21 protein-coding genes are annotated in these 25,509 nt (G+C 74.9%); 13 read left to right on the forward strand and 8 right to left on the reverse strand.

What is annotated here, in order from left to right:
• Positions 1 to 54: 54 nt before the first annotated feature.
• Together ACH4PY_RS09315 and ACH4PY_RS09320 are read right to left on the reverse strand one after the other, a co-directional pair.
• Positions 55 to 1,062 carry a sugar phosphate isomerase/epimerase family protein gene (locus ACH4PY_RS09315; protein WP_398177976.1) on the reverse strand — a complete coding sequence of 336 codons (1,008 nt, stop codon included), beginning with the start codon at positions 1,060 to 1,062 and terminating at the stop codon, positions 55 to 57.
• Positions 1,063 to 1,126: 64 nt separating this feature from the next.
• Positions 1,127 to 2,287: a Gfo/Idh/MocA family protein gene (locus tag ACH4PY_RS09320; RefSeq protein WP_398179269.1), complete on the reverse strand. Its 1,161-nt coding sequence runs from the start codon at positions 2,285 to 2,287 to the stop codon at positions 1,127 to 1,129.
• 282 nt (positions 2,288 to 2,569) lie between these two features.
• On the opposite strand from ACH4PY_RS09320, the gene ACH4PY_RS09325 reads away from it, so the two are divergent.
• On the forward strand, positions 2,570 to 3,706 hold the full coding sequence (locus tag ACH4PY_RS09325; protein ID WP_398177979.1) for an ROK family transcriptional regulator: 1,137 nt from the start codon (positions 2,570 to 2,572) through the stop codon (positions 3,704 to 3,706).
• Positions 3,707 to 3,713: 7 nt separating this feature from the next.
• Here ACH4PY_RS09325 and ACH4PY_RS09330 read toward each other — a convergent pair whose 3' ends face one another.
• Positions 3,714 to 4,487 (reverse strand): VOC family protein, encoded by a 774-nt coding sequence (locus ACH4PY_RS09330; RefSeq protein ID WP_398177982.1) that lies wholly within the window; start codon positions 4,485 to 4,487, stop codon positions 3,714 to 3,716.
• A gap of 137 nt (positions 4,488 to 4,624) precedes the next feature.
• Here ACH4PY_RS09330 and ACH4PY_RS09335 point away from each other — a divergent pair, with 137 nt between their 5' ends.
• Positions 4,625 to 5,449 (forward strand): sulfurtransferase, encoded by an 825-nt coding sequence (locus tag ACH4PY_RS09335; RefSeq protein ID WP_398177985.1) that lies wholly within the window; start codon positions 4,625 to 4,627, stop codon positions 5,447 to 5,449.
• Between the two features lie 359 nt (positions 5,450 to 5,808).
• On the opposite strand, the gene sepH is transcribed toward ACH4PY_RS09335, so the two are convergent.
• From sepH to ACH4PY_RS09350, 3 genes are all read right to left on the reverse strand, one after another.
• On the reverse strand, positions 5,809 to 6,900 hold the full coding sequence (gene sepH, locus ACH4PY_RS09340; RefSeq protein ID WP_398177988.1) for a septation protein SepH: 1,092 nt from the start codon (positions 6,898 to 6,900) through the stop codon (positions 5,809 to 5,811).
• Between the two features lie 382 nt (positions 6,901 to 7,282).
• Positions 7,283 to 8,629: a D-arabinono-1,4-lactone oxidase gene (locus tag ACH4PY_RS09345; protein WP_398177991.1), complete on the reverse strand. Its 1,347-nt coding sequence runs from the start codon at positions 8,627 to 8,629 to the stop codon at positions 7,283 to 7,285.
• Entirely contained in the window at positions 8,562 to 9,830 is a 1,269-nt protein-coding gene (locus tag ACH4PY_RS09350) for an MFS transporter (RefSeq protein ID WP_398177994.1), read from the reverse strand. The genes ACH4PY_RS09345 and ACH4PY_RS09350 overlap by 68 nt, the downstream gene beginning before the upstream one ends.
• Positions 9,831 to 9,956: 126 nt before the next feature.
• Here ACH4PY_RS09350 and ACH4PY_RS09355 point away from each other — a divergent pair, with 126 nt between their 5' ends.
• Both ACH4PY_RS09355 and ACH4PY_RS09360 read left to right on the forward strand, forming a co-directional pair.
• On the forward strand, positions 9,957 to 11,117 hold the full coding sequence (locus ACH4PY_RS09355) for a ferrochelatase (RefSeq protein ID WP_398177997.1): 1,161 nt from the start codon (positions 9,957 to 9,959) through the stop codon (positions 11,115 to 11,117).
• Positions 11,118 to 11,180: 63 nt separating this feature from the next.
• On the forward strand, positions 11,181 to 12,002 hold the full coding sequence (locus ACH4PY_RS09360) for an inositol monophosphatase family protein (RefSeq protein WP_398178000.1): 822 nt from the start codon (positions 11,181 to 11,183) through the stop codon (positions 12,000 to 12,002).
• Positions 12,003 to 12,168: 166 nt separating this feature from the next.
• On the opposite strand, the gene ACH4PY_RS09365 is transcribed toward ACH4PY_RS09360, so the two are convergent.
• Positions 12,169 to 12,342 (reverse strand): hypothetical protein, encoded by a 174-nt coding sequence (locus ACH4PY_RS09365; protein ID WP_398178003.1) that lies wholly within the window; start codon positions 12,340 to 12,342, stop codon positions 12,169 to 12,171.
• 232 nt (positions 12,343 to 12,574) lie between these two features.
• On the opposite strand from ACH4PY_RS09365, the gene ACH4PY_RS09370 reads away from it, so the two are divergent.
• From ACH4PY_RS09370 to ACH4PY_RS09385, 4 genes are all read left to right on the forward strand, one after another.
• Positions 12,575 to 13,228, forward strand: a complete 654-nt coding sequence (locus ACH4PY_RS09370; RefSeq protein WP_031512924.1) for a response regulator transcription factor — start codon at positions 12,575 to 12,577, stop codon at positions 13,226 to 13,228.
• A 4-nt stretch (positions 13,229 to 13,232) separates the two neighbouring features.
• Positions 13,233 to 14,492, forward strand: coding sequence for a sensor histidine kinase (locus tag ACH4PY_RS09375; RefSeq protein WP_398178007.1), 1,260 nt, complete (start codon positions 13,233 to 13,235; stop codon positions 14,490 to 14,492).
• Between the two features lie 451 nt (positions 14,493 to 14,943).
• A complete protein-coding gene (locus ACH4PY_RS09380; RefSeq protein ID WP_031512922.1) occupies positions 14,944 to 15,243 on the forward strand; it encodes a DUF4193 domain-containing protein in 300 nt (99 codons plus the stop codon).
• Positions 15,244 to 15,310: 67 nt separating this feature from the next.
• Complete coding sequence (locus tag ACH4PY_RS09385; RefSeq protein WP_398178010.1) at positions 15,311 to 16,039, forward strand: hypothetical protein; 729 nt, start codon at positions 15,311 to 15,313, stop codon at positions 16,037 to 16,039.
• 34 nt (positions 16,040 to 16,073) lie between these two features.
• Here ACH4PY_RS09385 and ACH4PY_RS09390 read toward each other — a convergent pair whose 3' ends face one another.
• Complete coding sequence (locus ACH4PY_RS09390; protein ID WP_398178013.1) at positions 16,074 to 16,580, reverse strand: DUF3093 domain-containing protein; 507 nt, start codon at positions 16,578 to 16,580, stop codon at positions 16,074 to 16,076.
• 76 nt (positions 16,581 to 16,656) lie between these two features.
• On the opposite strand from ACH4PY_RS09390, the gene ACH4PY_RS09395 reads away from it, so the two are divergent.
• From ACH4PY_RS09395 to ACH4PY_RS09415, 5 genes are all read left to right on the forward strand, one after another.
• Positions 16,657 to 17,262 (forward strand): PaaI family thioesterase, encoded by a 606-nt coding sequence (locus tag ACH4PY_RS09395; protein ID WP_398178016.1) that lies wholly within the window; start codon positions 16,657 to 16,659, stop codon positions 17,260 to 17,262.
• Positions 17,259 to 17,783: a dUTP diphosphatase gene (gene dut / locus ACH4PY_RS09400; protein ID WP_398178019.1), complete on the forward strand. Its 525-nt coding sequence runs from the start codon at positions 17,259 to 17,261 to the stop codon at positions 17,781 to 17,783. Before ACH4PY_RS09395 ends, dut begins: the two co-directional genes overlap by 4 nt.
• A 2-nt stretch (positions 17,784 to 17,785) precedes the next feature.
• On the forward strand, positions 17,786 to 18,544 hold the full coding sequence (locus tag ACH4PY_RS09405; protein WP_398178022.1) for a DUF3710 domain-containing protein: 759 nt from the start codon (positions 17,786 to 17,788) through the stop codon (positions 18,542 to 18,544).
• 256 nt (positions 18,545 to 18,800) lie between these two features.
• Entirely contained in the window at positions 18,801 to 22,148 is a 3,348-nt protein-coding gene (locus ACH4PY_RS09410) for an FtsX-like permease family protein (protein ID WP_398178025.1), read from the forward strand.
• Positions 22,149 to 22,530: 382 nt separating this feature from the next.
• Positions 22,531 to 25,407 (forward strand): hypothetical protein, encoded by a 2,877-nt coding sequence (locus tag ACH4PY_RS09415; RefSeq protein ID WP_398178028.1) that lies wholly within the window; start codon positions 22,531 to 22,533, stop codon positions 25,405 to 25,407.
• Positions 25,408 to 25,509 lie beyond the last annotated feature (102 nt).

Below are 25,509 nucleotides of genomic sequence, written 5' to 3' on the forward strand. Positions count from 1 at the left end.
CCCGCCCGGGATCACCGGGCGGGGCGGCCGCCGCCGTACGCGTACGTCCCGCGGTCAGGAGGAGGAGCTGAAGGCCGAGTCGAAGGACGCGGCCGGCGGCTCGATCGCGGCCAGCGCCCGCACGTGCGCGAGGGCCTGCGGGGCGCCCAGGGTGCGGTCCATGCCGGCGTCCTCCCACTCGACGGAGATCGGTCCCGCGTAGCCGATGCTGTTGAGCATCCGGAAGACCGGCTCCCACGGCACGTCGCCGTGCCCGGTGGAGACGAAGTCCCAGCCGCGCCGCGGGTCGCCCCACGGCAGGTGCGAGCCGAGGCGGCCGTTCCGCCCGTTCAGCTGCTTGACGGACTCCTTGCAGTCGACGTGGTAGATGCGGTCCTTGAAGTCCCACAGGAAGCCGACCGGGTCGAGGTCCTGCCACACGAAGTGGCTCGGGTCGAAGTTCAGCCCGAAGGCGGGGCGGTGGCCGATCGCCTCCAGCGTCCGCACGGTGGTGTGGTAGTCGTACGCGATCTCGCTGGGGTGCACCTCGTGCGCGAAACGCACGCCGACCTCGTCGAAGACGTCCAGGATCGGGTTCCAGCGGTCGGCGAAGTCCTGGTAGCCGCGCTCGATCATCGACGGCGGCACGGGCGGGAACATCGCCACGGTGTGCCAGATCGACGAACCGGTGAAGCCCACGACCGTGTCCACCCCGAAGGCCGCCGCGGCGCGCGCGGTGTTCTTGATCTCCTCCGCCGCCCGCTGTCGCACGCCCTCGGGCTCCCCGTCGCCCCAGATGCGGGCCGGCAGGATGCCCTGGTGCCGCTCGTCGATCGGGTGGTCGCACACCGCCTGGCCGGTCAGGTGGCAGGAGATCGTCCAGCACTTGAGGCCGTGCTTGTCGAGGGTGTCGCGCAGCCGCGGCAGGTAGCCGTCGTCGCTGAGCGCCGCCTCGACGTCGAAGTGGTCGCCCCAGCAGGCGATCTCCAGGCCGTCGTAGCCCCACTGCGAGGCCAGCCGGCACACCTCGGTGAAGGGCAGGTCGGCGAACTGGCCGGTGAAGAGCGTGACGGGTCGTGCCATGGTGCGTCCTCCTGGGACAGGTGGGCGGGGGTACGGTCGGGAGGTGCGGGTGTGGGTGCGGGTGTCAGGACGCCGCCGGGGGGCCCTGGACGGGGATGTGCACGCCCAGCGCGGCCGCGCTGGACTCGACGGCGGACAGCACCTTCTGCACCTGCAGGCCGTCCGCGAAGGACGGCTTCGGGTCGCGGCCCTCGGCGATCGCCGTCACGAAGTCCGACACCTGGTGGGTGAAGGTGTGCTCGTAGCCGATCAGGTGGCCGGGCGGCCACCAGGCGTGCAGGTAGGGGTGGGTGTCCTCGGTCACCAGGATGCGGCGGAAGCCCGCGGTCGCCGGGTCCTCCGAACGGTCGTGGAAGGACAGCTCGTTCATCGACTCCGCGTCGAAGGCCAGGCTGCCCGCCGAGCCGCTGATCTCGATCCGCATCGCGTTCTTGTGGCCGGTGGCGAAGCGCGTCGCCTCGAACACGCCGATCGCGCCGCCGTCGAAGCGCGCGGTGAACAGCGCCGCGTCGTCCACCGTCACCTGGCCGCGCTCGCTGCTCGCGGTGCCGGACAGGCCGCTGGAACTGGCCGGCAGCGGCCGCTCGGTCACGAACGTCTCCAGCACCGCGCCCACCGACGAGATCCGCTGGCCGGTCAGGTACTGCGCGACGTCGATACTGTGCGCGCCGAGATCGCCGAGCGCCCCCGAGCCCGCGCGGTCCTTGCGCAGCCGCCAGGCCAGCGGGAACTCGGGGTCGACGAGCCAGTCCTGGAGGTACTGCGCGCGCACCTGGTGGATCCGGCCCAGCCGGCCGTCCTCCACCAGCTGCCGGGCCAGCGCCAGCGCGGGCACCCGGCGGTAGTTGAAGGCGACCATCGAGCGCACGCCCTCGGCCGCCGCCTTGGCGGCCGCGACGGTCATCTCCTCGGCCTCCCGCACCGAGTTGGCCAGCGGCTTCTCGCACAGCACGTGCTTGCCCGCGGCCAGCGCGGCGAGCGCGATCTCCGCGTGGCTGTCACCGGGCGTGCAGATGTCCACCACGTCGATGTCCGGCCGGGCCACCAGCGCGCGCCAGTCCGTCTCGTACGACTGCCAGCCGTAGCGCTCGGCGGCCTGCTTGACACGGTCGGCCGACCGGCCGCACACCGCCGTCAGCTCGACCGGCCGCGGCAGGTCGAAGAAGCGGCCCGCGGTACGCCACGCGTGCGAGTGCGCCGCCCCCATGAACGCATGGCCCACCATGCCGATCCGCAGGGGCTGCGGGTCTGTCGTCGTCACGTGTGTCCTCCTCGGGCGGCGCACGGCCGGGAATCGTTATTCATCCGGGATCGACTGAAACTCAGCGAGTTGGGTAGAACAGTTCGCGAGTTTCTGCCTGAAGTTCGTCATAAGTCAAGGCTCTTGACCGGGCCTGACGCAAGAGGGCGCCGTGTTGCGAACCGATTACCCGCAGCACCGCGCCGGCACACCACGGGAGTCACGATCGACACACCAGTCAACCTGCGCGAGGTCGGACGGCTCCGGGTGCTGGAGGCGCTGCACGCCGCGCCGCGCATCAGCCGCCCCGAACTGGTACGGGTCACCGGGCTCTCCCGGGCCACCGTGTCCTCGCTCGTCGCCGACCTCATCACCGTCGGCCTCGTCACCGAGGAGGCCCACCGGGAGACGGCGGACGAGCCCGAACCGCGGCGCACCGGTCGCCCCGCCCAGACGCTGTCCCTGGTACCCAGCGCCGGGTACGCGATCGGCGCGGACATCGGCCACCAGCACGTCCGGGTCATCCTCAGCGACCTGTTCGGCACGGTGCTGTGGGAGCACTGGGTCGCCAAGGACGTCGACCGCGCCCCCGGCGAGACCCTCGACCTCGTCGCCGTTCTCGTCGGCCGCGCCCTCCAGGAGGCCGGCGTCGCCCGCGACCGGGTGCTCGGCATCGGCGCGGGCATCGCCTCGCCCGTCGAGAAGGGCAGCGGCGAACTCGGCGCCGAGGGCATCATGCCCGGCTGGGTCGGCCTGCACCTCACCGACGAACTGCGCGAGCGCACCGGGCTGCCCGTCCGCGTCACCAACGACGCCAACGCGGGTGCGCTGGCCGAGCTGATGTACGGCGCCGGACGGCAGGTCGACGACATGGTCTACGTCCGGCTGTCCGCCGGCATCGGCGCGGGGATCGTCAGCAACGGACGGCTGCTGCTCGGAGCGCGCGGCCTCGCGGGCGAGATCGGCCACCTGCCGCTCATCACCGACGGGCTCATCTGCCGCTGCGGCAACCGCGGCTGCCTGGAGACCGTCGCCAGCCCCGTCGCCATCGCCCGGCTGCTCAGCCAGAGTTGGGGCCGCCCGATCGCCCCGCGCGACCTGCTCGCCCTCATCAAGCAGCGCAACACCGGCGCGCTGCGGGCCGTCCGGGACGCCGGAGACGCCGTCGGCCGCGCCCTGGCCACCCTGGTCACGCTGCTCAACCCGCGGCTCGTCGTGGTCGGCGGCGACCTCGCCGCGGCCGGTGAGGACCTGCTCGAACCGCTCCGGGCCGGCATCGAGCGGCACACCCTGCCGTCCGCCGCCCGCGGCATCGAGATCGTCACCGGCGGCCTCGGCCCCGGCGCCGAGGTCCGCGGCGCGGCAGGCCTGGTCCTGACCGCCGCCCCGCAACTGCTGGCGTGAGGGGAATTCAGGGAAGGCCGACGAGCGAGAAGGGGGAGCCCTCGGGGTCGGACAGGGTCGCCGTCGGCCCGTGCGGGCCCGCGTGCGGGGCGGTCAGGATCCGGCCGCCCAGCCGCACGGCCAGATGGGCCGCGGCGTCCACGTCCGCGACCGCGAAGCTCGTCATCCAGTGCGCCCCGCGGTCGCGCGGCAGCGCGCGACCCAGCCCGCGGACCCCGGCGACCGCGTTGCCGCCCGTCACCAGCACCGCGCGGTCCTCGTCCTGGTCCCCGACGCGCTCCACGGTGAGGCCGAACACCACCTCGTAGAACTTCCCGACCGTCGAGGCCTCACGGGTCAGCAGCTCGCTCCAGCCGACACTGCCCGGCACCCCCGTGACGTCCGCGCCGCTGAACAGGCCGCCCTGCCAGATGCCGAAGACCGCGCCCGAGGGGTCCACCGCGATGGCCAGCCGGCCGTCCTCGCCCGCGTTCAGCGGCCCGATGCCCACCGTGCCGCCGCACTCGCGCACCCGCTCCGCCGCCGTGTCCACGTCGTCCGCCGCCAGCATCGTCGTCCACGACACCGGACGGTGCGGCTCCGACGACCCCTCGCCGATCCCGGCGACCCGCAGCCCGTCCTTCTCCGCCAGCGTGTACGAGCCCAGTTGCGGCGGGCCCGGCGTGAACTCCCAGCCGAACAGGGCCGCGTAGAACTCCCGCGTCCGGTCCGCCCGGTGCGCCATGAGACTGGCCCAGCAAGGAGTGCCCGGCGCCCGCCGGTGCCGTACCTCGGTGGTCATGCGAACGCTCTCCTCGTGGGCAGCCCGCTGCCTGCCCGGCTTTCCGCGGGAGCCGGCACCAGCGATCGTCGCACCCGGGGCGGCGGTACGCGGTCTGACCGCGCCGCAACGCGGTGCCGGGCCTCCACAATAGGCGTATGGATTTCCTGATCTCCGCCGGCGACCTCGCCGCCGCGCCCGTACCGCCGGTCCTGCTCGACGTGCGCTACACGATGGGCGGCCCGCCCGGACACGGCGAATACGCCAAGGGACACATCCCCGGGGCCCGTTACGTCGACCTGGACGCCGAACTCGCCGCGCCGCCCGGCGCCGGCGGCCGGCACCCACTGCCCGACACCGGGGAGTTCGGCGCCGCCATGCGCCGGGCCGGGGTCAGCGCCGACCGCGACGTCGTCGTCTACGACGACGGCAACGGCTGGGGACCCGCCCGCGCCTGGTGGCTGCTGCGCTGGACCGGCCACCACCGGGTCAAGGTCCTCGACGGCGGACTCGCCGCCTGGCGCGCCGCCGGGCAGCCGCTCTCCACGGAGGAACCCCCGCCGGGGGAGGGCGACTTCACGCCGAAGCCGGGCGGCATGCCCGTGCTCGACGCCGCCGGGGCCGCCGCGCTCGCCCGCAGCGGACTGCTGCTCGACGCCCGCGCCGGGGAGCGCTACCGGGGAGAGGTCGAGCCGATCGACCCGGTCGCCGGGCACATCCCGGGCGCCGTCAACGCCCCCACGACCGAGAACGTCACCCCCGAGGGCACGTTCCTGCCCGCCCAGGCCCTCGCCGCCCGCTTCACCGCGCTGGGGGCCGCGCCCGGCACGGAGGTCGGTGTCTACTGCGGGTCCGGCGTCTCCGCCGCGCAGGAGGTGCTGGCCCTCGCGGAGGCGGGGATCACCGCGGCGCTCTACCCCGGTTCCTGGAGCGAATGGACCGCGTCCGGCCTCCCCGTCGAAACGGGCCCCGGCCCCGTCTGACTCCTCCGCCCCGCGCGGCGAGCGTTCGCGCTTGCCGCGCCGGGCAACCCCCCGGGGCGCGGGGAACTGCGCGAGCAACCCACCACCGGCCGGTGGTCCGGATCGGACCGAAGAGACCCTTCGGGTCGGTGACGACCCCCGCCCCGGTGAGGGCTGAGCGCGCAGTTCTCCCCCAGAGCTTCGCCTGGGAGGTACCCCCACGCGCCCCTAAAAACGCTCGCCCCGCGCGGCAGCGGAAAACGCTCGCCCGGCGCGGCAGCGCGCAGCCCTACCTCCGTGCAGCGGCGGAATGCGCGCCCCGCGCGCAGGCGGGAAGCTCGGTCGGGCGCGGCGGCGGTCGAGGGGGGACCCGGCGGGGATTACTCCTGCTTCTTGCGGCGGCTGCCGAAGACGATCTCGTCCCAGCTCGGGACGGTCGCCCGGCGGCCCGGCCGGACGCCGTCCGCCTCGGCCTGGCGGTCGGTCGTCCCGATCAGCCGGTCGCGGTGCCCCGCGACTGCCCGCGGCATGAGGACGTCCGCGTACGCGGACCCCGCAGAGGCGGCCGGGGCGGCCGACTCCTGCTCGGCCTCGGCCGCGGGCTCCTGTGCGGGCGGTGCGTCCGGTGCCGTCGGGGGCGCCGGCACCACCATGTCGCCGCGGAAGCTCGGTACCGCCTCCAGCAGGCTCGTGAGTGAGTCCCGTTCGTCCGTCTCCGCCGAGGCGGCAGCGGCAGCAGCGGCGGCGGCCCCGCGTTCCTCGGCGCGCGCGGCAGCGCGGTCCGGCCGCTCGGGGCGGTCGGGCCGCTCCGGGCGCTCCAGCGCGCGGTCCATCGTGCGCTCGCGCGGCAGCCGGGCGATGCGCGGCACGAAGGGGAAGCTCGGCTCCTGCGCCTGGGAGGGCGGGTTCTCGCCGATCAGCGACCTGGCCTCGTCGTCGACGGCCTGCACCAGGCGGCGCGGCGGGTCGTACGTCCAGCTCGCGGAGTGCGGTTCGCCGGCGACGCGGTAGACCAGCAGCACTTCCCACGTGCCGTCGTCACGCCGCCAGGAGTCCCACAGCACGGTCTCCTTCTCGGCGCCGCGCATCAGCAGCCGTTCGGCCACCGCCTCGCCGAGCTGCGGGCCGGTGCTCTCGCCCTGCCGCCGGACGGGGGTCTTGCGGGCGCGTTCGGCCATGAAGGCGCGTTCGGCCAGCACGGGGCCCTCGAAGCGGCGGACCCGCTCCACGGGGATCCCGGCGAGCTGGGCGACCTCTTCCGCGGAGGCACCCGCGCGTATCCGCGCCTGGATGTCGCGGGGCCGCAGATGGCTCTCGACCTCGATCTCGATCTGGCCGAGCCGGGCCCGGTCGTTGCGCACGGCGGCGCGCAGCCGCTCGTCGATCGGGAGCGTGTATTCCGTGCTGTCGGCAGCCTTGAGCACCAGTCGTGTGCCGTCGTTGCTGACGGCCACGACGCGCAGTTCGGGCACGGTTACCTCCCGGATGGTGCCTGCCGACGTCGGGTGCGTCGCTGCTCCCGTTGGACGAGTGTGGCCTTCCCGGGTGCAGCGTGCCACAACCTTGCAGAGTTGCCCGGCGTGTCGTCCCTGTGTGGTGACACCCCGTTATGGGAAGGTGGACGATTGGCCACCCTGGGTGACCTTACGCCACGCAGCGGGGCGACTGCCGTCGCAGCTACCTCCCATCCGTCCGAGCGACCGGACGGGCACCGGGAGCACGGAATCGTCACGGTACTCCATTTGGGCCACCGCAGGGTGGCTGCCGCGCCGCCGATTGTGGTGCGCCGGGCGGGAGTTGGGTGACGCGTCTCACTCGCGGGAGTGAACGCCGCTGGATAAAAGGGGCGAAGTCCTACGAACCCAGCACCCGACGGAGGTAGTCGTTGCCGAAAAGCCGTCCGGGATCCAACTGGTCGCGCAATCCGGTGAACTCGGCGAACCGGGGGTAGACGGCGCGGAAATAGTCCGCGTCGCGGGTGTGCATCTTGCCCCAGTGCGGGCGGCCCTCCCGCTCCGTCATGATCCGCTCCACCGCGGTGAAGTACTCCTGGTACCGGCTGCCCCGGTACATGTGCACCGCGATGTAGGCGCTGTCGCGGCCGGACGCCGTGGAGAGCGTGATGTCGTCGGCGGGCGCGACGCGCACCTCCACGGGGAAGCTGATCCGGAAGTCGGACCGCTCCACCGTCGCCTTGAGCTCCCGGATCGCGTCGACCGCGGCCTCGCGCGGCACCGCGTACTCCATCTCCACGAAGCGCACCCGGCGCGGGCTGGTGAAGACCTTGTACGGGATGTCGGTGTACGTGCGGGCGGACAGCGCCCGGCTGGAGATCCGGGCGATGCCCGGGATGGTGCCGGGGGCGGCCCTGCCGAGCGCGCACGCGGCCTGGAAGACGCCGTTGGACAGCAGCTCGTCGTCGATCCAGCCGCGCACCGCGGGCAGCGGCGCGGCGGGCCCCTGGCTGCGGTTGTTGCGCTTGGTGTTGCAGTTGTCGGTGTGCGGGAACCAGTAGAACTCGAAGTGCTCGTTCCCGGTCGCGAGCTCCTCGAACTCCGCCATCACCCGGTCGAAGCGCATCGGCTCCTCGCGCGCGGTCAGCAGGAAGACCGGTTCCACCGCGAAGGTGACCGCGCTGACCACGCCGAGCGCGCCGAGCCCGACCCGCGCGGCCGCGAAGACCTCGGGCCGCTCGTCGGCGGAGCAGGTGAGCACCGAGCCGTCGGCGGTGACCAGCTCCAGCGCGGTGATCTGCGCGGCGATCGAGGCGGAGTCGCGGCCCGTGCCGTGGGTGCCGGTGCTGATCGCGCCGGCCACGGTCTGCTCCATGATGTCGCCCATGTTGGTCAGCGACAGGCCCTCGGCGGCGAGCGCCGCGTTGAGGTGCTTGAGCTGCACGCCCGCCTCGACCGTCACGGTGCCGGCGGCCGGGTCGACGGAGCGGATCGCGGTGAGCCCGTCGGGGCGGATCAGCACCCCGCCCGTCGCGGCGGCGGACGTGAAGGAGTGCCCGGAGCCGACCGCCTTGGCCGTCAGCCCGTCCTCGGCGGCCTTGCGCAGCACCGCGGCCAGCTCGTCGGGGGAGGCGGGCGCCACGCTGCGCACCGGGCGCGCTGCCACGTTCCCCGCCCAGTTACGCCACGTCGCCGTGCTTTTCGAGCGCGCCGAACGCGTCCCGCTCCTCGTCGCCGTCGTACTCACCGTGCACGTCCTCCCGCTCCGGCGCCGGCCGCAGCCGGCGGTACCCGAGTCCCGCCGCCGCCGCGGCGAGGAAAGCCGCGCCGGCGGGTACCGCGAATGCCGTCGAGGCGCCGTGCGCGTCGGTCACCCGACCGGCGAGCGCGGCCCCCAGGGACACCCCGACCGCCAGGCCCGTGGAGGTCCACGTGATGCCCTCGGTCAGGCGTGCCCGCGGCACGATCCGTTCGACCAGGCTCATCGTCGTCACCATGGTGGGGGCGATCGTGAGGCCGGAGACGAACAGCGCCATGGCCAGGAACACCAGGTTTCCGACCAGTAGTGGCGGGATCATACTCACCGCCATCAGGACGACGCCCAGCAGGAACCTCCCGCGGGCGCTCCCGCGCGGCTGCGCCAGCCCGAACACCACACCCGCCAGGCACGAGCCCAGCGCGTACGTGGCCAGCACCAGGCTGGCCAGCGCCTTGTGCCCGCGCTCGTCCGCGAACGCCAGCGTGATGACCTCGACGGCGCCGAACATCGCGCCCATCCCCGTGAAGACGACGACGAGCACCGGCATGCCCGGGGCCCGCAGCGCCGAGCCGCCCGCGTGGTGGGCGCGCGGATGCGGCCGCGGCTCGGTGCCGCGCTGCGCGGCCAGCAGCAGCACGCCGATGCCCAGGAAGGCGGCGGCCAGCAGCGGCCCCGCCTCGGCGAACCAGACCGTGCACAGGCCGACCGACAGGATCGGGCCGACGATGAAGACGATCTCGTCCACCACTGATTCGAACGAATAAGCGGTGTGGAGGAGTTCCGGGGCGTCCCGGTGGATGACCGACCAGCGTGCCCGCACCATCGCGCCCAGGCTCGGTGTCGCGCCCACCCCCGCCGCGCCCAGGAAGAACACCCAGTGCGGCGCCCCGGCCCGTACCCCCAGCAGCAGCACCGCGACCGACAGCACGGTGACGGCGGCGGCCGGGCGCAGCACCCGCGCCTGGCCGTAGCGGTCCACCAGTCGGGAGACCAGCGGGCCGATCGCCGCGCCGGACAGCGCGGTCGTCGCCGACAGCCCGCCCGCGAGCCCGTACTGGCCGGTCACCTGGGAGATCATCGTGACGATGCCGATGCCCAGCATGGACAGCGGCATCCGGCCTATCAGCCCCGCCGCGGAGAACGCCCGGCTGCCGGGGGCAGCGAAGATCGCAACGTAGGGGCTGGTCACGGCGGTGCTCCCGTAAGGACTGTGGATGGTCTATACAGCTTACGGAGCCGACCGGCCGGTGAACACCGCTTAACCGGCGCCGGGGCAGGTCGGGCGGCGGGGTCCCCGGGTGGCAGGATCGGAGCCATGCCAGAGCAGTCACCCACGCCCGACACCCCCGCGCCCGGGGCCGGCGCGCCGACCAGCGGTCCGGCGCCGTACGACGCCCTGCTGCTGCTGTCCTTCGGCGGCCCCGAGGGGCCCGACGACGTCGTGCCCTTCCTGGAGAACGTCACCCGCGGCCGGGGCATCCCCCGCGAGCGGCTGAAGGAGGTCGGCCGGCACTACTTCCTCTTCGGCGGCGTCAGCCCGATCAACGCGCAGAACCGCGAGCTGCTCGACGCGCTCCGCAAGGACTTCGCCGACCACGGCCTCGACCTGCCGGTCCACTGGGGCAACCGCAACTGGGCGCCCTACCTGACCGACACCCTGCGGGAGATGTCCGACGCCGGGCACCGCCGGGTCCTGGTCCTGGCCACCAGCGCCTACGCCTCCTACTCCGGCTGCCGGCAGTACCGCGAGAACCTCGCCGCGGCCCTGGCCACGCTCGACGCCGAGGGCCGCGCCGTGCCGCAGGTCGACAAGCTCCGGCACTACTTCAACCACCCCGGCTTCGTCGGCCCCATGGCCGACGCCACCCTCGCCGCGCTCGCCGAACTGCCGCCCGGGGTACGGGCCGGCGCCCGGCTGGCCTTCACCACCCACTCCATCCCCACCGCCGCGGCCGACACCTCCGGCCCCGTCGAGGACCACGGCGACGGCGGCGCCTACGTCGCCCAGCACCTGGACACCGCCCGGCTCGTCGCCGACGCGGTACGGGCCGCCGACGGCGTGGACCGCCCCTGGGAACTCGTCTACCAGTCGCGCAGCGGCGCCCCGACCATCCCCTGGCTGGAGCCCGACATCTGCGACCACCTGGAGCAGCAGCACGCCGACGGCGCCCCCGCCGTCGTGATGGTGCCCATCGGCTTCGTCTCCGACCACATGGAGGTGAAGTACGACCTGGACACCGAGGCCGCCGCCAAGGCCGCGGAACTCGGCCTGCCGGTCGCCCGCGCCGCCACCGTCGGCGCCGACCCGCGCTTCGCCGCGGCCGTGCGCGAACTGGTCCTGGAGCGGGCCGCCACCGAGCGCGGCCAGACCCCCGAGCGCTGCGCGCTCGGCGCGCTCGGCCCGAGCCACGACGTCTGCCCGCGCGGCTGCTGCCCCGCCCGGACGCCGCTGCCCGCCGCCGCGGGTCTGGACTGAGCCCGTGCCGCACCCGACCGCACCGGTCGCCGCGACCGGAGCCCCCGACCCGAGGAGCACGACGTGAGCACACCGCCACCGGACGGCAACGGCGCGCTGTACGCCGAACTGCTGGAGGTCGCCCTGGACGCCGCGCGCGCCGCCGGCGCGCTGCTGCGCGACGGCCGCCCCGCCGACCTGGGCGTCGCCGCGACCAAGAGCAGCCCCATCGACGTCGTCACCGAGATGGACATCGCGGCCGAGAAGCTCGTCGCCGACCGCATCGCCCGCTCCCGCCCCGACGACGGCATCCTCGGCGAGGAGGGCGCCAGCAGCCCCGGCAGCAGCGGGGTGCGCTGGATCGTCGACCCGCTTGACGGCACCGTCAACTACCTCTACGGCCTGCCGTCGTGGTCGGTCAGCATCGCCGCCGAACTGGACGGCGAGGTCGTCGTCGGCGTCGTCGAGGCGCCCATGCGCGGTGAGACCTACCAGGCCGTGCTCGGCGGCGGCGCCTTCGTCAACGGGGTGCGGGCGCGCTGCCGCCCGGCGCCGGAGATGGCGCAGGCGCTCGTCGCCACCGGCTTCGGCTACCTCACCGAGCGGCGCACCGCCCAGGCCGAGGTGGCCCGCCGGCTCATCCCGCAGGTCCGCGACATCCGGCGGGCCGGTTCTGCCGCGATCGACCTCGCCGACCTCGGCTGCGGGCGGCTGGACGCCTACTACGAGCGCGGCCTGAACCCCTGGGACCTCGCCGCGGGCGACCTCTTCGCGCGCGAGGCGGGCGCCCTCACCGGCGGCCGGCCGGGGGAGCGGCCCTCGGGCGAGCTGACCGTCGCCGCCCCCGCCGGGCTCTTCGAGCCGCTCCAGCGGCTGCTGGACGACCTGGGCGCCTGGCACGACTGACCCGGGCCCACCGGACCCCGCCGTGGCCGCCGGGCCGCCCGTACGGCTCCCAGGGCCCCGAGGACGCCGCGGGGCCGGGGGACCGGGGGGCCGGGGGCCCGGGGGCCCGGCCCCGGACATGCGAACGCCCCGGCTCCCTCCAGGGGCCGGGGCGTGCGGCTGGGGGTCAGGCGACCTTGGGCCGTACGTCCACGCCGTGCTCTGCCGCGAGCCGGCGCAGATCGTCCAGCTCTCCTTGCTCGACCTCGACGAGGAAGTCGTCGCCCGTCTCGCGAGCCCTGCGCAGATCGGACTCCGTGGTGTGTATGCGCTGCAGGATTCCGGTGGTGAACGCGTCCATGGCGCCCCCTCCTCGTCTCCGTTGACACGCGCTGCGTGTCAAGCCAGATGCCGCGCGTGACGACACGCGACGGGCGTGGTGGGTGGGTGTGCAGTCGTCCTCCCCGCCGTGCCCGCGGCGGAAACCTCGGCGACCCCCCGGAAATTCCACGGGTTCCGCACTTACCGCCGATTTACCGGTCCCCGGTGCAGGATGGACAAGAATCCACACAGCTCATGGAAGGAACAGCGCCTTGCGCGTACTGGTCGTCGAGGACGAGCAACTGCTCGCCGACGCGGTTGCCACCGGCCTGCGCCGCGAGGCGATGGCCGTCGACGTGGTCTACGACGGCGGTGCCGCCCTGGAGCGGATCGGCGTCAACGACTACGACGTGGTCGTCCTCGACCGCGACCTGCCCGTCGTCCACGGCGACGACGTGTGCCGCCAGATCGTCGAGCTGGGCCTGCCCACCCGGGTGCTCATGCTCACCGCGGCCGGCGACGTCAGCGAACGCGTGGAGGGACTGGAGCTCGGCGCCGACGACTACCTGCCCAAGCCCTTCGCCTTCACCGAGCTGACCGCCCGGGTGCGCGCCCTCGGCCGCCGTACGACGACGGCCCTGCCGCCCGTCCTGGAGCGCTCCGGTATCCGGCTCGACCCCAACCGCCGCGAGGTCACGCGGGACGGCAACGAGGTGCATCTGGCGCCCAAGGAGTTCGCCGTGCTGGAGGTGCTGATGCGCTCCGAGGGCTCGGTCGTCTCGGCGGAGCAGCTGCTGGAGAAGGCCTGGGACGAGAACACCGACCCGTTCACCAACGTCGTCCGGGTCACCGTGATGACGCTGCGCCGCAAGCTGGGCGAGCCGCCGGTGATCGTCACGGTGCCCGGCTCCGGCTACCGGATCTGATCGCGTGGCCACCGCTTCCTCCGCCTCCCCGACCCCGCCCGCCCCGCAGGCGCCGCCGCGTCCGCCGTGGGATCCGCAGCCCGCCGACCGGCCGCCGCCGTGGCTGCGGCCGACGATCCGGATACGCCTCACCGTGCTCTACGGCGGGATGTTCCTGATCGCGGGCGTGCTGCTGCTGTGGGTGATCTACCTGCTGGCGGCGCAGGCCATCAAGCAGGGCAGCGAGCTGCCCTTCAAGATCATCACGGGGACGTTCCAGCCGGTCAACTGCCCCAGCCTGCCCACGGGGGAGAACACCAACACCCGCGACTTCACCGCGGCGATCAACGTCTGCATGCAGCACCAGCGCGACGTGGCACTCAACACCATGTTCAAGCGCTCACTGCTGGCCCTGATCGGCCTGGCGGTCGTCGCCTTCGCCTTCGGCTACATGATGGCCGGGCGGGTGCTGGCCCCGCTGGGCCGCATCACCCGCACCGCCCGCAGCGTCGTCAGCTCCGACCTCAAGCGCCGTATCGAGCTGGAGGGCCCGGACGACGAACTGAAGGAGCTGGCCGACACCTTCGACGAGATGCTCGACCGGCTGGAGCGGTCCTTCGACGCCCAGCGCCGCTTCGTCGCGAACGCCTCGCACGAGCTGCGCACCCCGCTCGCGATCAACCGCACCCTGCTGGAGGTGCAGTTGTCCGACCCGGTGGCCTCCCCGGATCTCCAGCAGCTCGGCAAGACGCTGCTGGCCACCAACGAGCGCAGCGAGCAGCTCGTCGAGGGCCTGCTGCTGCTGGCCCGCAGCGACAACGAGATCATCGACCGCAAGCCGGTGGACCTGGCCGAGGCCGCCTCCCGGGCGCTGGACCAGGCCCGCGGCGAGGCGCAGGCCAAGGGCGTGCAGCTGCGCGCGGCCCTGTCGCCCGCGGTGGTGCAGGGCAACGGCGTGCTGCTGGAGCGCATCGCGCTGAACCTGGTGCAGAACGCGGTGCGCTACAACGTGCCCGACGACGGCTGGGTCGATCTGAGCACCGAGGTCGTGCACGGCCACGCGGTGCTGGTCGTGGTCAACACCGGGCCCGTCGTCCCGGCGTACGAGATCGACAACCTCTTCGAACCCTTCCGGCGGCTGCGCACCGAGCGCACGGGCAGCGACAAGGGCGTCGGGCTGGGCCTGTCCATCGCCCGCTCGGTCGCCCGGGCGCACGGCGGCGTCATCACCGCGGAGCCCCGTGAGGGCGGCGGACTGGTGATGCGGGTGGCGATCCCGGTCTGACCTGGGGCGGGGTGATGCCGCCCGGCGGGTGTGAAGCGTGTCACTCGGGTGATCACACAGTGTCGCGACATGCCCGATCGCTGTTCGCTTTGCGAGTAATTTTGCGGTCTGTGACGACCATGGGATGGTTGTGATCGATCGCACACACGATCTACCCAGTGCCTACACCCAGTGATCAAGACATTGGGGAAAAGACCGGAAAATCCATGTTTCCGCAGGTCATGATCACGGGAAGTACAGGTACTGGCGGCCGCGGCCGATACATTCCCGGCCACTGCCGACCATGATCGGCCACAGTCGTGATCACCTCTTCGGGGGTGCGGCTGGGTGTCGATTGAGTAACGGGCCTTGATGTGAGGCAAAATCTCCGCTTCAGGTCGGGCACAAGTCCGGCCTCCCGCGCGTTACGTGCGCTGGAGACACCGCAGACACCCACAGGGGGAGAGCGAAAATGGCTACTGATTACGACACCCCACGCAAGACCGACGATGACGTCAACGAGGACAGCATCGAAGAACTGAAGGCCCGGCGGAACGAGAAGACGACCTCCGCCGTCGACGTCGACGAGTTCGACCAGGCCGAATCCCTGGAGCTGCCCGGCGCCGACCTGTCCAACGAGGAGCTGTCGGTCCGCGTGCTGCCCCGCCAGGCGGACGAGTTCACCTGCATGAGCTGCTTCCTGGTCCACCACCGCAGCCAGCTCGCGTCGGAGAAGAACGGGAACCCGATCTGCCGCGACTGCGCGGCCTGATCCGGTGTCCGGCGCACCGACGGGCCGTGAGGGCGCCGAGCGAGGCCGTGCGGCCTCGCTCGCAGCCATGACCGCGCGCGGCCTCGGCCGCGGGGTCAGGTACGGCGTCCGGCACGGCGTGCGCGGTGTGCACGGCGTGCGCGGCGGAGCCCGCAGGAGCGGGAGCGCCGCGAGGGCCGGGATCGGATCGGTCGCGGAGCGGCTGATCGAGGTGGCACCCCGCATTCCGGTGCGGGACCTCGCTACCCTGCGCAGGCAGTTTCCCGGCCTCGGCCCCGACGAGATCGCCGACCGGCTGATCGCCGCCGCGGTGAGGGGCACGATGACGGTCGGCGCCGGTGTCGGCGCCGCCGCGATGCTGCCCAGCCCGCCGACCATGCCGGCCGAACTGGCCACCGAGACGCTCGGCGTCGCGGCCATCGAGTACAAGCTGATCGCCGAGCTGCACGAGGTCTACGGACTGCGCGTCCCCGGCGGTGCCCGCGAGCGGGCCACCGCCTATCTGTGGTCCTGGACCGAGCAGCGCGGCATCGACGTGCTGAAGCTGTCCACGGTCAACGTCGCCCTGGGCAGCAGCATGAAACGCAGCGTGCGCCAGCAGCTGCTGCGCCGCACCCTGCGCAACGCGCCGACACTGACCCCGTTCATGATCGGCGCGGCCGTCGGCGCGGTGGTCAACCGGCGCGACACCCGCAAGCTCGCCGAGCGGGTCCGCCGTGACCTGCAGGCGGCGCAGTTCCCGTGGCCCGAGGTGCCGGAGTCCGAGGCCGGCCCCGGCCCGTACCCCAGCCCGTGACGGCGTCCCCCGCCGTCCCCGCCCCCGCGCGCCCTCAGCGCGCCTCCGCGGCCCCCGGAGCGGGCTCGGGGCTCTCCGCCGCGGCCTGCTCCCGTACCGCCTCCCGTACCGCCTCCAGCGCCGCCGCCAGCCGCTGCGGGGAGCGCGTCGACAGGTAGACGTACGGCGTCGGGTCCGCCGGGTCGGTCACCTCGACGCGGACCGCGGTCGGCACGTACGAGCGCAGCAGCATGAAGGCCCGCGGATCGGCCTTGTACGTCCGCCACGCGACCGTCTCCTCGCGGTCCAGCACGGTCGCCTCACCGAGCGCGCCCACCGGGATGCGGGCCTTCCCGGCCACCAGCGAGCCCGCCACCACCCGGATCCGCGCCGACCCGTACGAGCTGACCGCCATGAGCGACAGCGCCGCGCCGACCACCAGCCCGGCCAGCAGCGGCAGCGGGCCGAAGGGGAGCAGGATCAGCGCCATCGCGACGCCCACGCCGACGGCGAGGAACCACCAGGAGCGCGGGACGGTGAGGCGTTCGTCGTAAGGCTGCATGCCACCAGACTGCCACGCGCGAATGTGCGTGCCCGCGCCGCCCGCTCGGCGGCCCCAGGAGGGTAGGGTCTCGGGCGTGAGTGCAGCCACGACACCTCCCGGCGCCCCGCGCGCCGGCCTGACACCCCCCGCCGACGCCGTCGCGCCGGTACGCCACCCCGACGCCCCGGCGCCGGGTGAGCTGCTGGGCGCGCACTACGACCACTGCTTCGGCTGCGGCGACGGCCAGCCGCACGGCCTGCACCTGGCGGCGCGGGCCGGCGAGGGCGTCACCCTGACCGCCGAGTTCACCGTGCAGCCCGCCCACCAGGGCGCTCCGGGCCTGGCGCACGGCGGGGTGCTGGTCTCGGCGCTGGACGAGACGCTGGGCGCGCTCGGCTGGATGCTGCGCGTCATCGCCGTGACCGGGCGGCTGGAGACGGACTTCCTGCGCCCGGTGCCGGTCGGCGCCACCCTCCACCTGTCGGCCCGCTGCACCGCGGTGTCCGGACGCAAGATCTACAGCTCGGCGGAGGGCCGGATCGGCGGCCCCGACGGGCCGCTCGCGGTGCGCGCCGACGCGCTCTTCGTCGAGGTCAAGCTGGAGCACTTCACCGACAACGGCCGGCCCGAGGAGATCCGGGCCGCGATGGCCGACCCGGACCAGGTCAAGGTCGCCCGCGCCTTCGAGGTGAACCCGTGACCCGGCCGCCCGTGGACGTGCTGCTGCGCCGCCTCGACGACTCCGTGCCGGTGCCCTCCTACGCGCACCCCGGCGACGCCGGGGTCGACCTCACCACCACCGAGCCCGCCGAGCTGGCGCCCGGCGAGCGGGCCGTGCTGCCGACCGGGATCGCACTCGCGCTGCCCGACGGCTACGCGGCCTTCGTGCACGCGCGCTCCGGACTGGCCGCGCGCTGCGGTGTGGCCATGGTGAATGCCCCGGGAACGGTCGATGCCGGGTACCGTGGAGAGATCAAGGTGATCGTCGTCAATCTCGACCCGCGCGAGTCCGTGCGGTTCGCCAAGGGCGACCGGATCGCCCAACTGGTCGTGCAGCAGGTCGAGCGGGTCCGCTTCCACGAGGTGGCGGAACTGCCCGGATCTGCCCGGGCCGCGGGGGGCTTCGGCTCCACGGGGGGTCATGCCGCGGGGGAAGCGCCCTCGGCTGACACGTCCAGATACGGATACGCATCGGTCGTAGCAGACCGGGAAGGACAGTGACCGTGTTCCGTCGTCGCAAGGAGCGCGAAGACGCCCTCGACGAGCTCGACGAGGCCGTCGAGGCCGACGAAGAGCCGGCCGAAGACACTGCCGGGTCGGACGACTCCGGGTACAACCTGCCGCCCGCGCCGCGGCCGGACGGCCCGTGGGACGTGAGCGAGACCAGCAGCCCGGCCGACGGCCGGGTCGACCTCGGCGGACTGTTCGTGCCCGGGGTCGAGGGCATGGAGCTGCGGGTCGAGGTCGCCGGCGAGTCGATCGTCGCCGCGACCGTGGTGCTGCGGGACAGCGCCGTCCAGCTCCAGGCCTTCGCCGCCCCCAAGTCCGAGGGGATCTGGGGCGAGGTGCGCGAGGAGATCGCCTCCGGGATCACCCAGCAGGGCGGTGTCGTCGACGAGGTCGAGGGTCCGCTGGGCTGGGAGCTGCGGGCCCAGGTGCCCGTGCCGCTGCCGGACGGGCGCAACGGCGTGCAGCTGGTGCGCTTCGTCGGCTGCGACGGGCCGCGCTGGTTCCTGCGCGGGGTCATCTCCGGGCAGGGCGCGGTGCAGCCGGAGGCCGCGGGCGTGCTGGAGTCGGTCTTCCGCGACACCGTCGTGGTGCGCGGCGAGTCGCCGATGGCGCCGCGCGACCCGATCGTCCTGAAGCTGCCCAACGACGCCCAGATGGTGCCGGACGGCGGCGCCGCGCCCGAGCCGCAGTCGCGGTTCGGCGACGGCATCGACCCGATGCGCCGCGGCCCGGAGATCACCGAGCTGCACTGACGCCGGGCGCTGCGCACCGAACGAGCGGTTCCCGCGGGTCCGGACCTGTACGTCAGGTCCGGACCCGCAGCCATGTGCCGGGCCGGGCGCGGAACACCCTGGTTCGCCCTGGAACCCTGCCGCAAATTTTTGCGTCAACCGGAAAATAAACTCCAGTTGATCGGAAGTATTGCACTGCGTCATCTCCGGGACTACCGTCGCCGCCGGGCGGCCGCTCGGCCACCCGCCGGGGGGCGGCACGGGGGTGGAACGGCGCATGGCGACGGACGTACGGCCTGGGCCGGTGCGCCGCGGAACAGGCGGCCCCGCCGCACCCGCGGCGGTGCGTGGCAGCACCCACCACCTCGCCGTTCTGATCGCCACCGCCCTCGCGATCCTGCTGTCCGCCACCGTCCTGTCGGCCCTCGCCGCGCTCGCGGACCGGTCCGTGCAGAACGCCGTCCAGCAGCGGCTGGCCACCGGCACCGACATCGGCGTCGACGTCCTCGGCCGCTACCGGGCGCAGGACCTCCCCGGCGGCGACAAGGCCGCCCGCGCCGCGCTCGACCGGGTCTTCGGCGGCGTGCCGCACCACACCTACACCGCGCTGCGCGCCCCGATCTCGCTGTCCTCCGAATACTCCCTGCTCCGCGCCGACGGCACGGTCAGCGGCGCGTCCTCCGTGGTCCTCGCCCTGCCCGACCCCGCGGCGCACGCCCGGCTCACCGCGGGCGCCTGGCCGCGGACTACCGCGGGCGGGCCGGGCGCCGCCCTGGAAGCCGTGCTCAGCCAGTCCGCCGCCGCCCAGGTCGGCCTGCGCGTCGGCGAGACCTTCCGGCTCCAGGTCGGCCCGGCCGGCGTCCTCCTGCGGCTCACCGGCACCTACGTCCCCGCGCCCGGAGAGCCCGGTGTCCTGGCCGGGCTCACCAGCTCCTACGGCACCACCGACGGCCTCGTCCTCGTCGCCCCCGGCGCCTTCACCGCGCGGCCCGCGCTCACCGCCGACGCGCTCGCCGCCTGGATCGGCACCCCCGACACCTCGCGGCTGAGCCTCGGCGCGATCGACCCGCTCCGCGACCGCGTGGCCGACTTCGCGGGCAGCGACACCGCGCTGTCGGTCTTCCAGGGCCGGACGCCCGCCATGAGCGACGTCTACACCGTCTCGCACCTGCCCGACGCGCTCGGCGCCCTGTCCGTGCCGATGGCCGTCGCCCGCGCCGGCATCTACATCCCCGCCGCCCTGCTCGCCGCGCTCGCCACCGCGGCCCTGGTGCTGACCGCCCGCCAGCTCGCCCAGGCACGCGCCGCGGAGGTCGCGCTCAAGGGCGCGCGCGGCGCCGGAACGCTCCGGCAGGTCGGCGCCGCGGCCGGGCAGTGGGCGCTGGTCGCGGTGCCCGCCGCGGTGGCCGCGCCCTTCCTGGCCGGACCCCTGCTCGCCGGGCTGCACCACGCCGGACTGCTGCACGGCGACCTGGCCGCCTCCGGCGCGACAGCCGTCGGCTGGGCCGCGGCCCTGCTGGCCCTCGCCGTGCACGGCGCCGCGGTGCTGGTCCCCACCGCCCGCACCGCCGCCGACCGCCGCGCGGGGATGCGGCTGCGGCTGCGCGGCGCCCGTGCCGCCGCCTTCCAGCGGGCCGGCACCGACCTGGTGCTCGCCGCGGTCGCCGTGGCCGGCTGGCTCGAACTGCGCCACTACCGCAGCCCGGTGGCCGGCGGCGGGCTCAGCGGCACCTCCGTCGACCCGGTGCTGGTCCTCACCCCCGTCCTGATGACCGCGGCCGCCACGCTGCTGAGCCTGCGCCTGCTGCCGCTCGCCGCCCCGTTCATCGACCGGGCCGCGCGCCGCGCCGCCGGCTTCGTCCTGCCGCTGGGCGGCTGGCAGGTCGGCCGCCGCGCCGCCCGGCACACCGGCCCCGCCCTGCTCATGACGCTCGCGCTCGCCGTCGGCTCGCTCGGCGTGACCGCGCTCGCGATCCTCGACCGCGGGGCGGACGACCAGGCCGCCTTCGGCGTCGGCGGCGACCTGCGGGTGGTCCCGCCGCTCCGGACCGTGGGGCAGGTGCCGCCCATCGGGCAGCGGCACGACGTCTACGCCGGTCTGCCCGGCATCGCCGCCGTCACCCCCGTCACCGGCCTGGGCGTCAGCCGCGGCGACCGGTCGCTGACCGTGGAGGGCCTGAACACCGCGGCGATCCTCGGGACCCAGACGTCCGGCACGTCCGGGCCCGTGCCCGCGCTGCGGCCCGACCTTACCGACCGCCCCGCCGCCGACCTGATCGCCGGCCTCGGCGCCACCGTCCCCGCCCACGGCTTCACCCTGCCCGGCCGCCCCACCGAACTGCCGCTCACCGTACGGCTGTCCGCGGGCGGCGCCGGACCCTACGTGCCGGTGGAGCTGACCCTCACCGTCGAGGACGCCGACGGGCTCCCCGACCACCTCACCACCTCGCTGCCGGTCACCGACGGCACGCCGTACACCGTGCGGCTGCCGCTCGGCTACCCCGGCCGCGCCCCCGCCGCCCGCCACTACCCGCTGCGCGTCGTCGGGCTCTCCTTCAGCATCCGCTTCCCGCACCAGCGCCGCCTGTACCACCTGCGGATCGACTCCGCCGCGGCCCCCGACGGCGCACTGTGGCGGGACCTGAGCAACCCGGTCTTCGACACGTCCGGATGCACCCCCGAGAGCGTCGGCGTCGAGTCCTCGGCCGGGCCGCACCTGTGCGCCAACGCGCCCGTGCCCGGCGCGCTCTTCTCCGGCACCTTCCGCGGCCCGGACCCCGCGGCGATGCCGCCGGAGTGGGACATGAGCCTCGGCCCCGTCGGGACGCACGCCCAGCCCGTCGTGCCCGCCCTCGCCGACGCCACGCTCCGGGCCACCGGCGAGTTCGGCACCGGGGCGGTCGTCTCCCTGGACGCCGGAGCCGGGGTGAACCTCACGGTGCGGATCATCGGCCAGATCACCGCCGTACCCGGCGTCGACCGCTCGGTCCCCCGGCTGCTCGTCGACTCGCGCGTGCTCGCCGCCGCCGTCGTCGCGACCGGCGGCGAACCGCCGCCCGACGACTTCTGGCTGCTGTCCGCCCGGCACGGCGACGCCACCGCCGCCGCGGCCGCGCTGCGCGCCGACCCCGCCGCAGGCACCGGCACCACCGTGGCGCAGGCCACCCGGCAGATCCGCGACGACCCGTTGCAGCGCGGCACCCGCGCCGCCCTCGTGCTCGCCCTGGTGCTCGCCCCGGCCTTCGCCGTCATCGGCTTCACCCTGCACACCGCGATGTCGGCCCGCTCGCGGCGCGGCGAGTTCGCGCTGCTGCGCGCCATCGGCGTCCGCAGACGCCAGCTGTCCGCGCTGCTGTGGACCGAGCAACTCGGCCTCGCGCTGCTCGCCGTCGTGGTCGGCAGCGCGCTCGGCGCCTTCCTCGCGGCCGTGATCACCCCGCTGGTCAGCGTGGACGCCACCGGGGCGCCGATCGTCCCGAGCCTGACCGTGGCGGTGCCCTGGCTGAAGGTCGCCGCGGTGGCCCTCGGCACGGCCCTGCTGATCGTTGCCGTGGTCACCGCCCTGGCCCGCGTCTTCGCCCGCGTCGACCTGGTCCGCGTCCTGCGCGCGGGTGACGACGGATGAAGCCGCCCCACGCGAGGCCGCCCGCGCCCGCCCGCCGAACCCACGGCGGCGGCCCGGCGGGCGGGACCCGGGGCGTCCGGGGTGCTGCCCGCCGCGCACAGGGCGCCCACGGGGCCCGCGGGTGCGGTCCGGCGGCGGGCGAGGTCCGGGGCGTTCATGGTGCCGGTGCCGGTGCCGGTTGCCGTGTCCCGTGCGCCCCCCGGGCCTGCGGTCGCGCGTCGCCGGGGGTGCCGGGCAGTGGCTGCCGTGGCCCGCGCGCCCGCCGGGTTCCCGGTTCCGGCCCGGCGGCCGGCGGGGTCCGGGGCGCTGTCCGTGCCGGGCAGTGGTGCGCGCGCGGGAGCAGCGGGTGGGGGACATGTCGGGGGCGAGCGGGGGGACGGGCATGAGCGGGTTCGGGGTGGTGCGCAGGCTGCGGCCGGGGAGCGGGGTACGGGATCCGGAGGTGCGGCGCGAGGCGCGGACGGAGGTGCCGCTGCTGGCGTGCCTGACCCTGGTCGTCGCGCTGCTCGCGCTCGTCACCGCGGCCGGGCCGCCGCTGCTCGACCGGTGGGCGGGCGACGCGCTGCGCAGCCGCTTCGCCGTGGCGCGGCAGAACGGTCCCGAGTTCCGGCACACCGTCGATCTCAAGCGCGACGACGCGGTCTCCGTTCCCGACCCGTCCCGCTCGGCTCTCGCGGACGACCTCCGGACGACCGGCGCGCAGCTGCTCACCGCGGCGAAGCCGCCGCTGCGCGCGATGCTGGTGCACGACTCGACCCGTATCGAGGTCCCCCTGCTGCGGACCAGCACGTCCGCGGGCACCCTGCGGCTCGGGCTGCTGTACGCGGACGACGCGCCGCCGCGCTCCGCGTACACCCAGGGCACCCCGCCCGGTCCGCCGACCGCGTCCTCGCCGATCCCGGTCGCCTTCTCCACCGCCGCCCGGGACGCCCTGCACCTGCGGGTGGGCCAGCGCTTCCACCTCTCCCGGGACATCGGCACCAACGACACCGACGCCGTCGTGAGCGGCTTCTTCGCGCCGCCGACCGGCTCCGCCGCCGCGCTCTGGCACGAGGAGGCGCTGCTCGCCCGGCCCACCCGCCCGGACGGCATGTGGCGCGCCCAGGGCGTGATCGCCGCGGGCTCGATCGACGCGCTCCAGCGGCTCGACCGCGGCTTCGGCGACCCCTTCACGGTGGAGTGGCGCGACTCGGTGCGGATGTCGCCCGAGCAGGCGACCCGGACGGCGACCCCGGCGGGCCTGCGCACGCTGCAGGACGCGACCGACAGCTTCACGGCGGCCGTCGCCGGCGTCTTCTGCCCCGGCGCCGACGACTACGAGGCCGCGCCCTGCAAGGTCGGGCGCCACCCCGCGTCCACGATCACCACCTCCGACAGCGTGTCCGCGCTGCTGGAACCCTTCGCGCGGGCCCGTGACCAGGCCCGCACGCTGGAGTCCTTCGCGCTCGCGGGGCTCGTGGCGGTCGGCCTGGCCACCGTCGTGGTCACCGCCCGGCTCGCCGTCCACCGCCGCGCGCGGGCACAGGCGCTGCAACGCGCCCGCGGCGCCTCCGCGACCGACCTCGCGCTGGTCCGGCTCGTCCAGACCGCCCCCGCCGCGCTGCTCGGCGCCGCGCTCGGTACCGGCGCCGCGGTCCTGGCCACGCCGGCGGGAGCGGGGCACGGCAGCCTGCTGCCCGGGATCCTGGTCGCCGCCGTCGCGTGGCTGGCGCTGCCGGTGCTCACGCTGGCCGCCGCCCGCGACCGCGGTGGCCGGGAGAGCCGTCCTCCGGCCGTGCGGCGGCTCGTCGTCGAGGGCACGGTGCTGCTGCTCGCGGCAGCGGGCGTGCTGATGCTGCGCGCCCACGGCGCCGGGGCGGGCGGGCTGGACGTGCAGCTCGCGGTGGTGCCCGCGCTGCTGGGGGCGGCCGCGGTGGTGCTGCTGGTACGGCTGTACCCGCTGCCGCTGCGGCTGGTGTCGCGGGCCGCGCGCGGGCGCCGCGGGACCGTGCCGCTGATCGCGTTCTCGCGTGCCGCCCGGGAGGCGCCCGGACACGCGCTGGCCCTGCTGGTGCTGGTCATGACGCTGTCCACGGCGGTCTTCGGCGGGCTGGTGTCCCGTACGGTCGCCGACGGCAGCCGGGCGGCGGCCGTGTGGAGCGCCGGGGCCGACGCGGTCGTGATCGGCGCGGGCCGGGACGGCACCGTGGACAGCGCCCTCAGCGGCGTCCAGGGCGTGCGCGGGGCCACCGTCGTGCGCAGCCTGGTCTGCCAGGTCACCAGCACGAAGGACGGCTCCCGCCACACCCTCACCCGGGTCGCGGGCGTGGATGCCGCCGTGCTCGCCCGGCAGGCCCCCGACTCCGCCGCCGCCCGCGCGCTCGCCGCCGCGGGCCTCGCGGGCAGGCCCGCGCCCGCGCCGACCGGGGACCGCTACGTCCTGCCCGCCCTGGCCAGCGCCGACTTCGCGGGCGGCACGGTCGGCGACACGTACACCACGACCCTGCGGCGCAGCACGGTCTCGATCCGCGTCGTGGGCCTGCTGCCGGACGCCGCCCGGCACGATCCGGCGCTCGGCCCGCTGCTGAGCGTCGAGCAGCAGGCCGGCGGGCGCGGCGAGAGCGCCGACAGCCGGACGGCGGCGGCCGTCGCCGGTCCGATGCTGCTGGTGGATTCCGCCGAGCTGCGCATGCTCGGCACCAGCGAGTACGACAACGCCGCCGTGCTGCTCTACGGCCCGCACCTGGACGGCGACGTCCTGCGCACCACGGGCCCGCAGATCACCGGTCCCACGGGCGAGGTCCGGGTCAAGGCCGACGAGCTGGCGTTCGCCGAGCACGACGGGCTGCTGCGCGGGGTGCGCCGCACCTACGCGGCCGCCACCGCGCTGGCCGTGGTGTTCGCGCTGGTGGCGCTGGTGCTGGAGCTGCTGCTCTCGGCGGGCGACCGCGGCCGCACCGCCTCCCGGCTGCGCACCCTGGGCCTGCCGACCCGTGGGATCGCAGCGCTGGATCTGCTGGAGCTGCTGCCGATGGCGCTCGCCGCGGCCGCCGGGGGAGTGGCGCTCGGCCTGCTGCTGCCCGGCATCCTGGGACCCGCGCTGACCCTGCGGGAGTTCACCGGGGGGCCGGTCGCGCCCGCGCTGCACACCGACTACGCCCTGACCGCGGGGCTCGGCGCGGGCCTGGCCGCCCTGGTGGCCGCCGCCGTCGCCGCCGAGACATGGGCGGGCCGCCGCCGCGGGCTGGGCGCGGTGCTGAGGCTGGGGGACGCGGTATGAGCGCCCGCCGCGCCCGCCGCGCCCCCCGCGCCCGCCGCGCCCCCCGCCCCGAGGCCCGTACCGCGGGCCGCCCCGCAGGACCGCACGACGACCACCGGGAGC

The sequence above is a fragment of the Streptomyces sp. NPDC021224 genome (assembly GCF_044332905.1).
Lineage (GTDB): Bacteria > Actinomycetota > Actinomycetes > Streptomycetales > Streptomycetaceae > Actinacidiphila.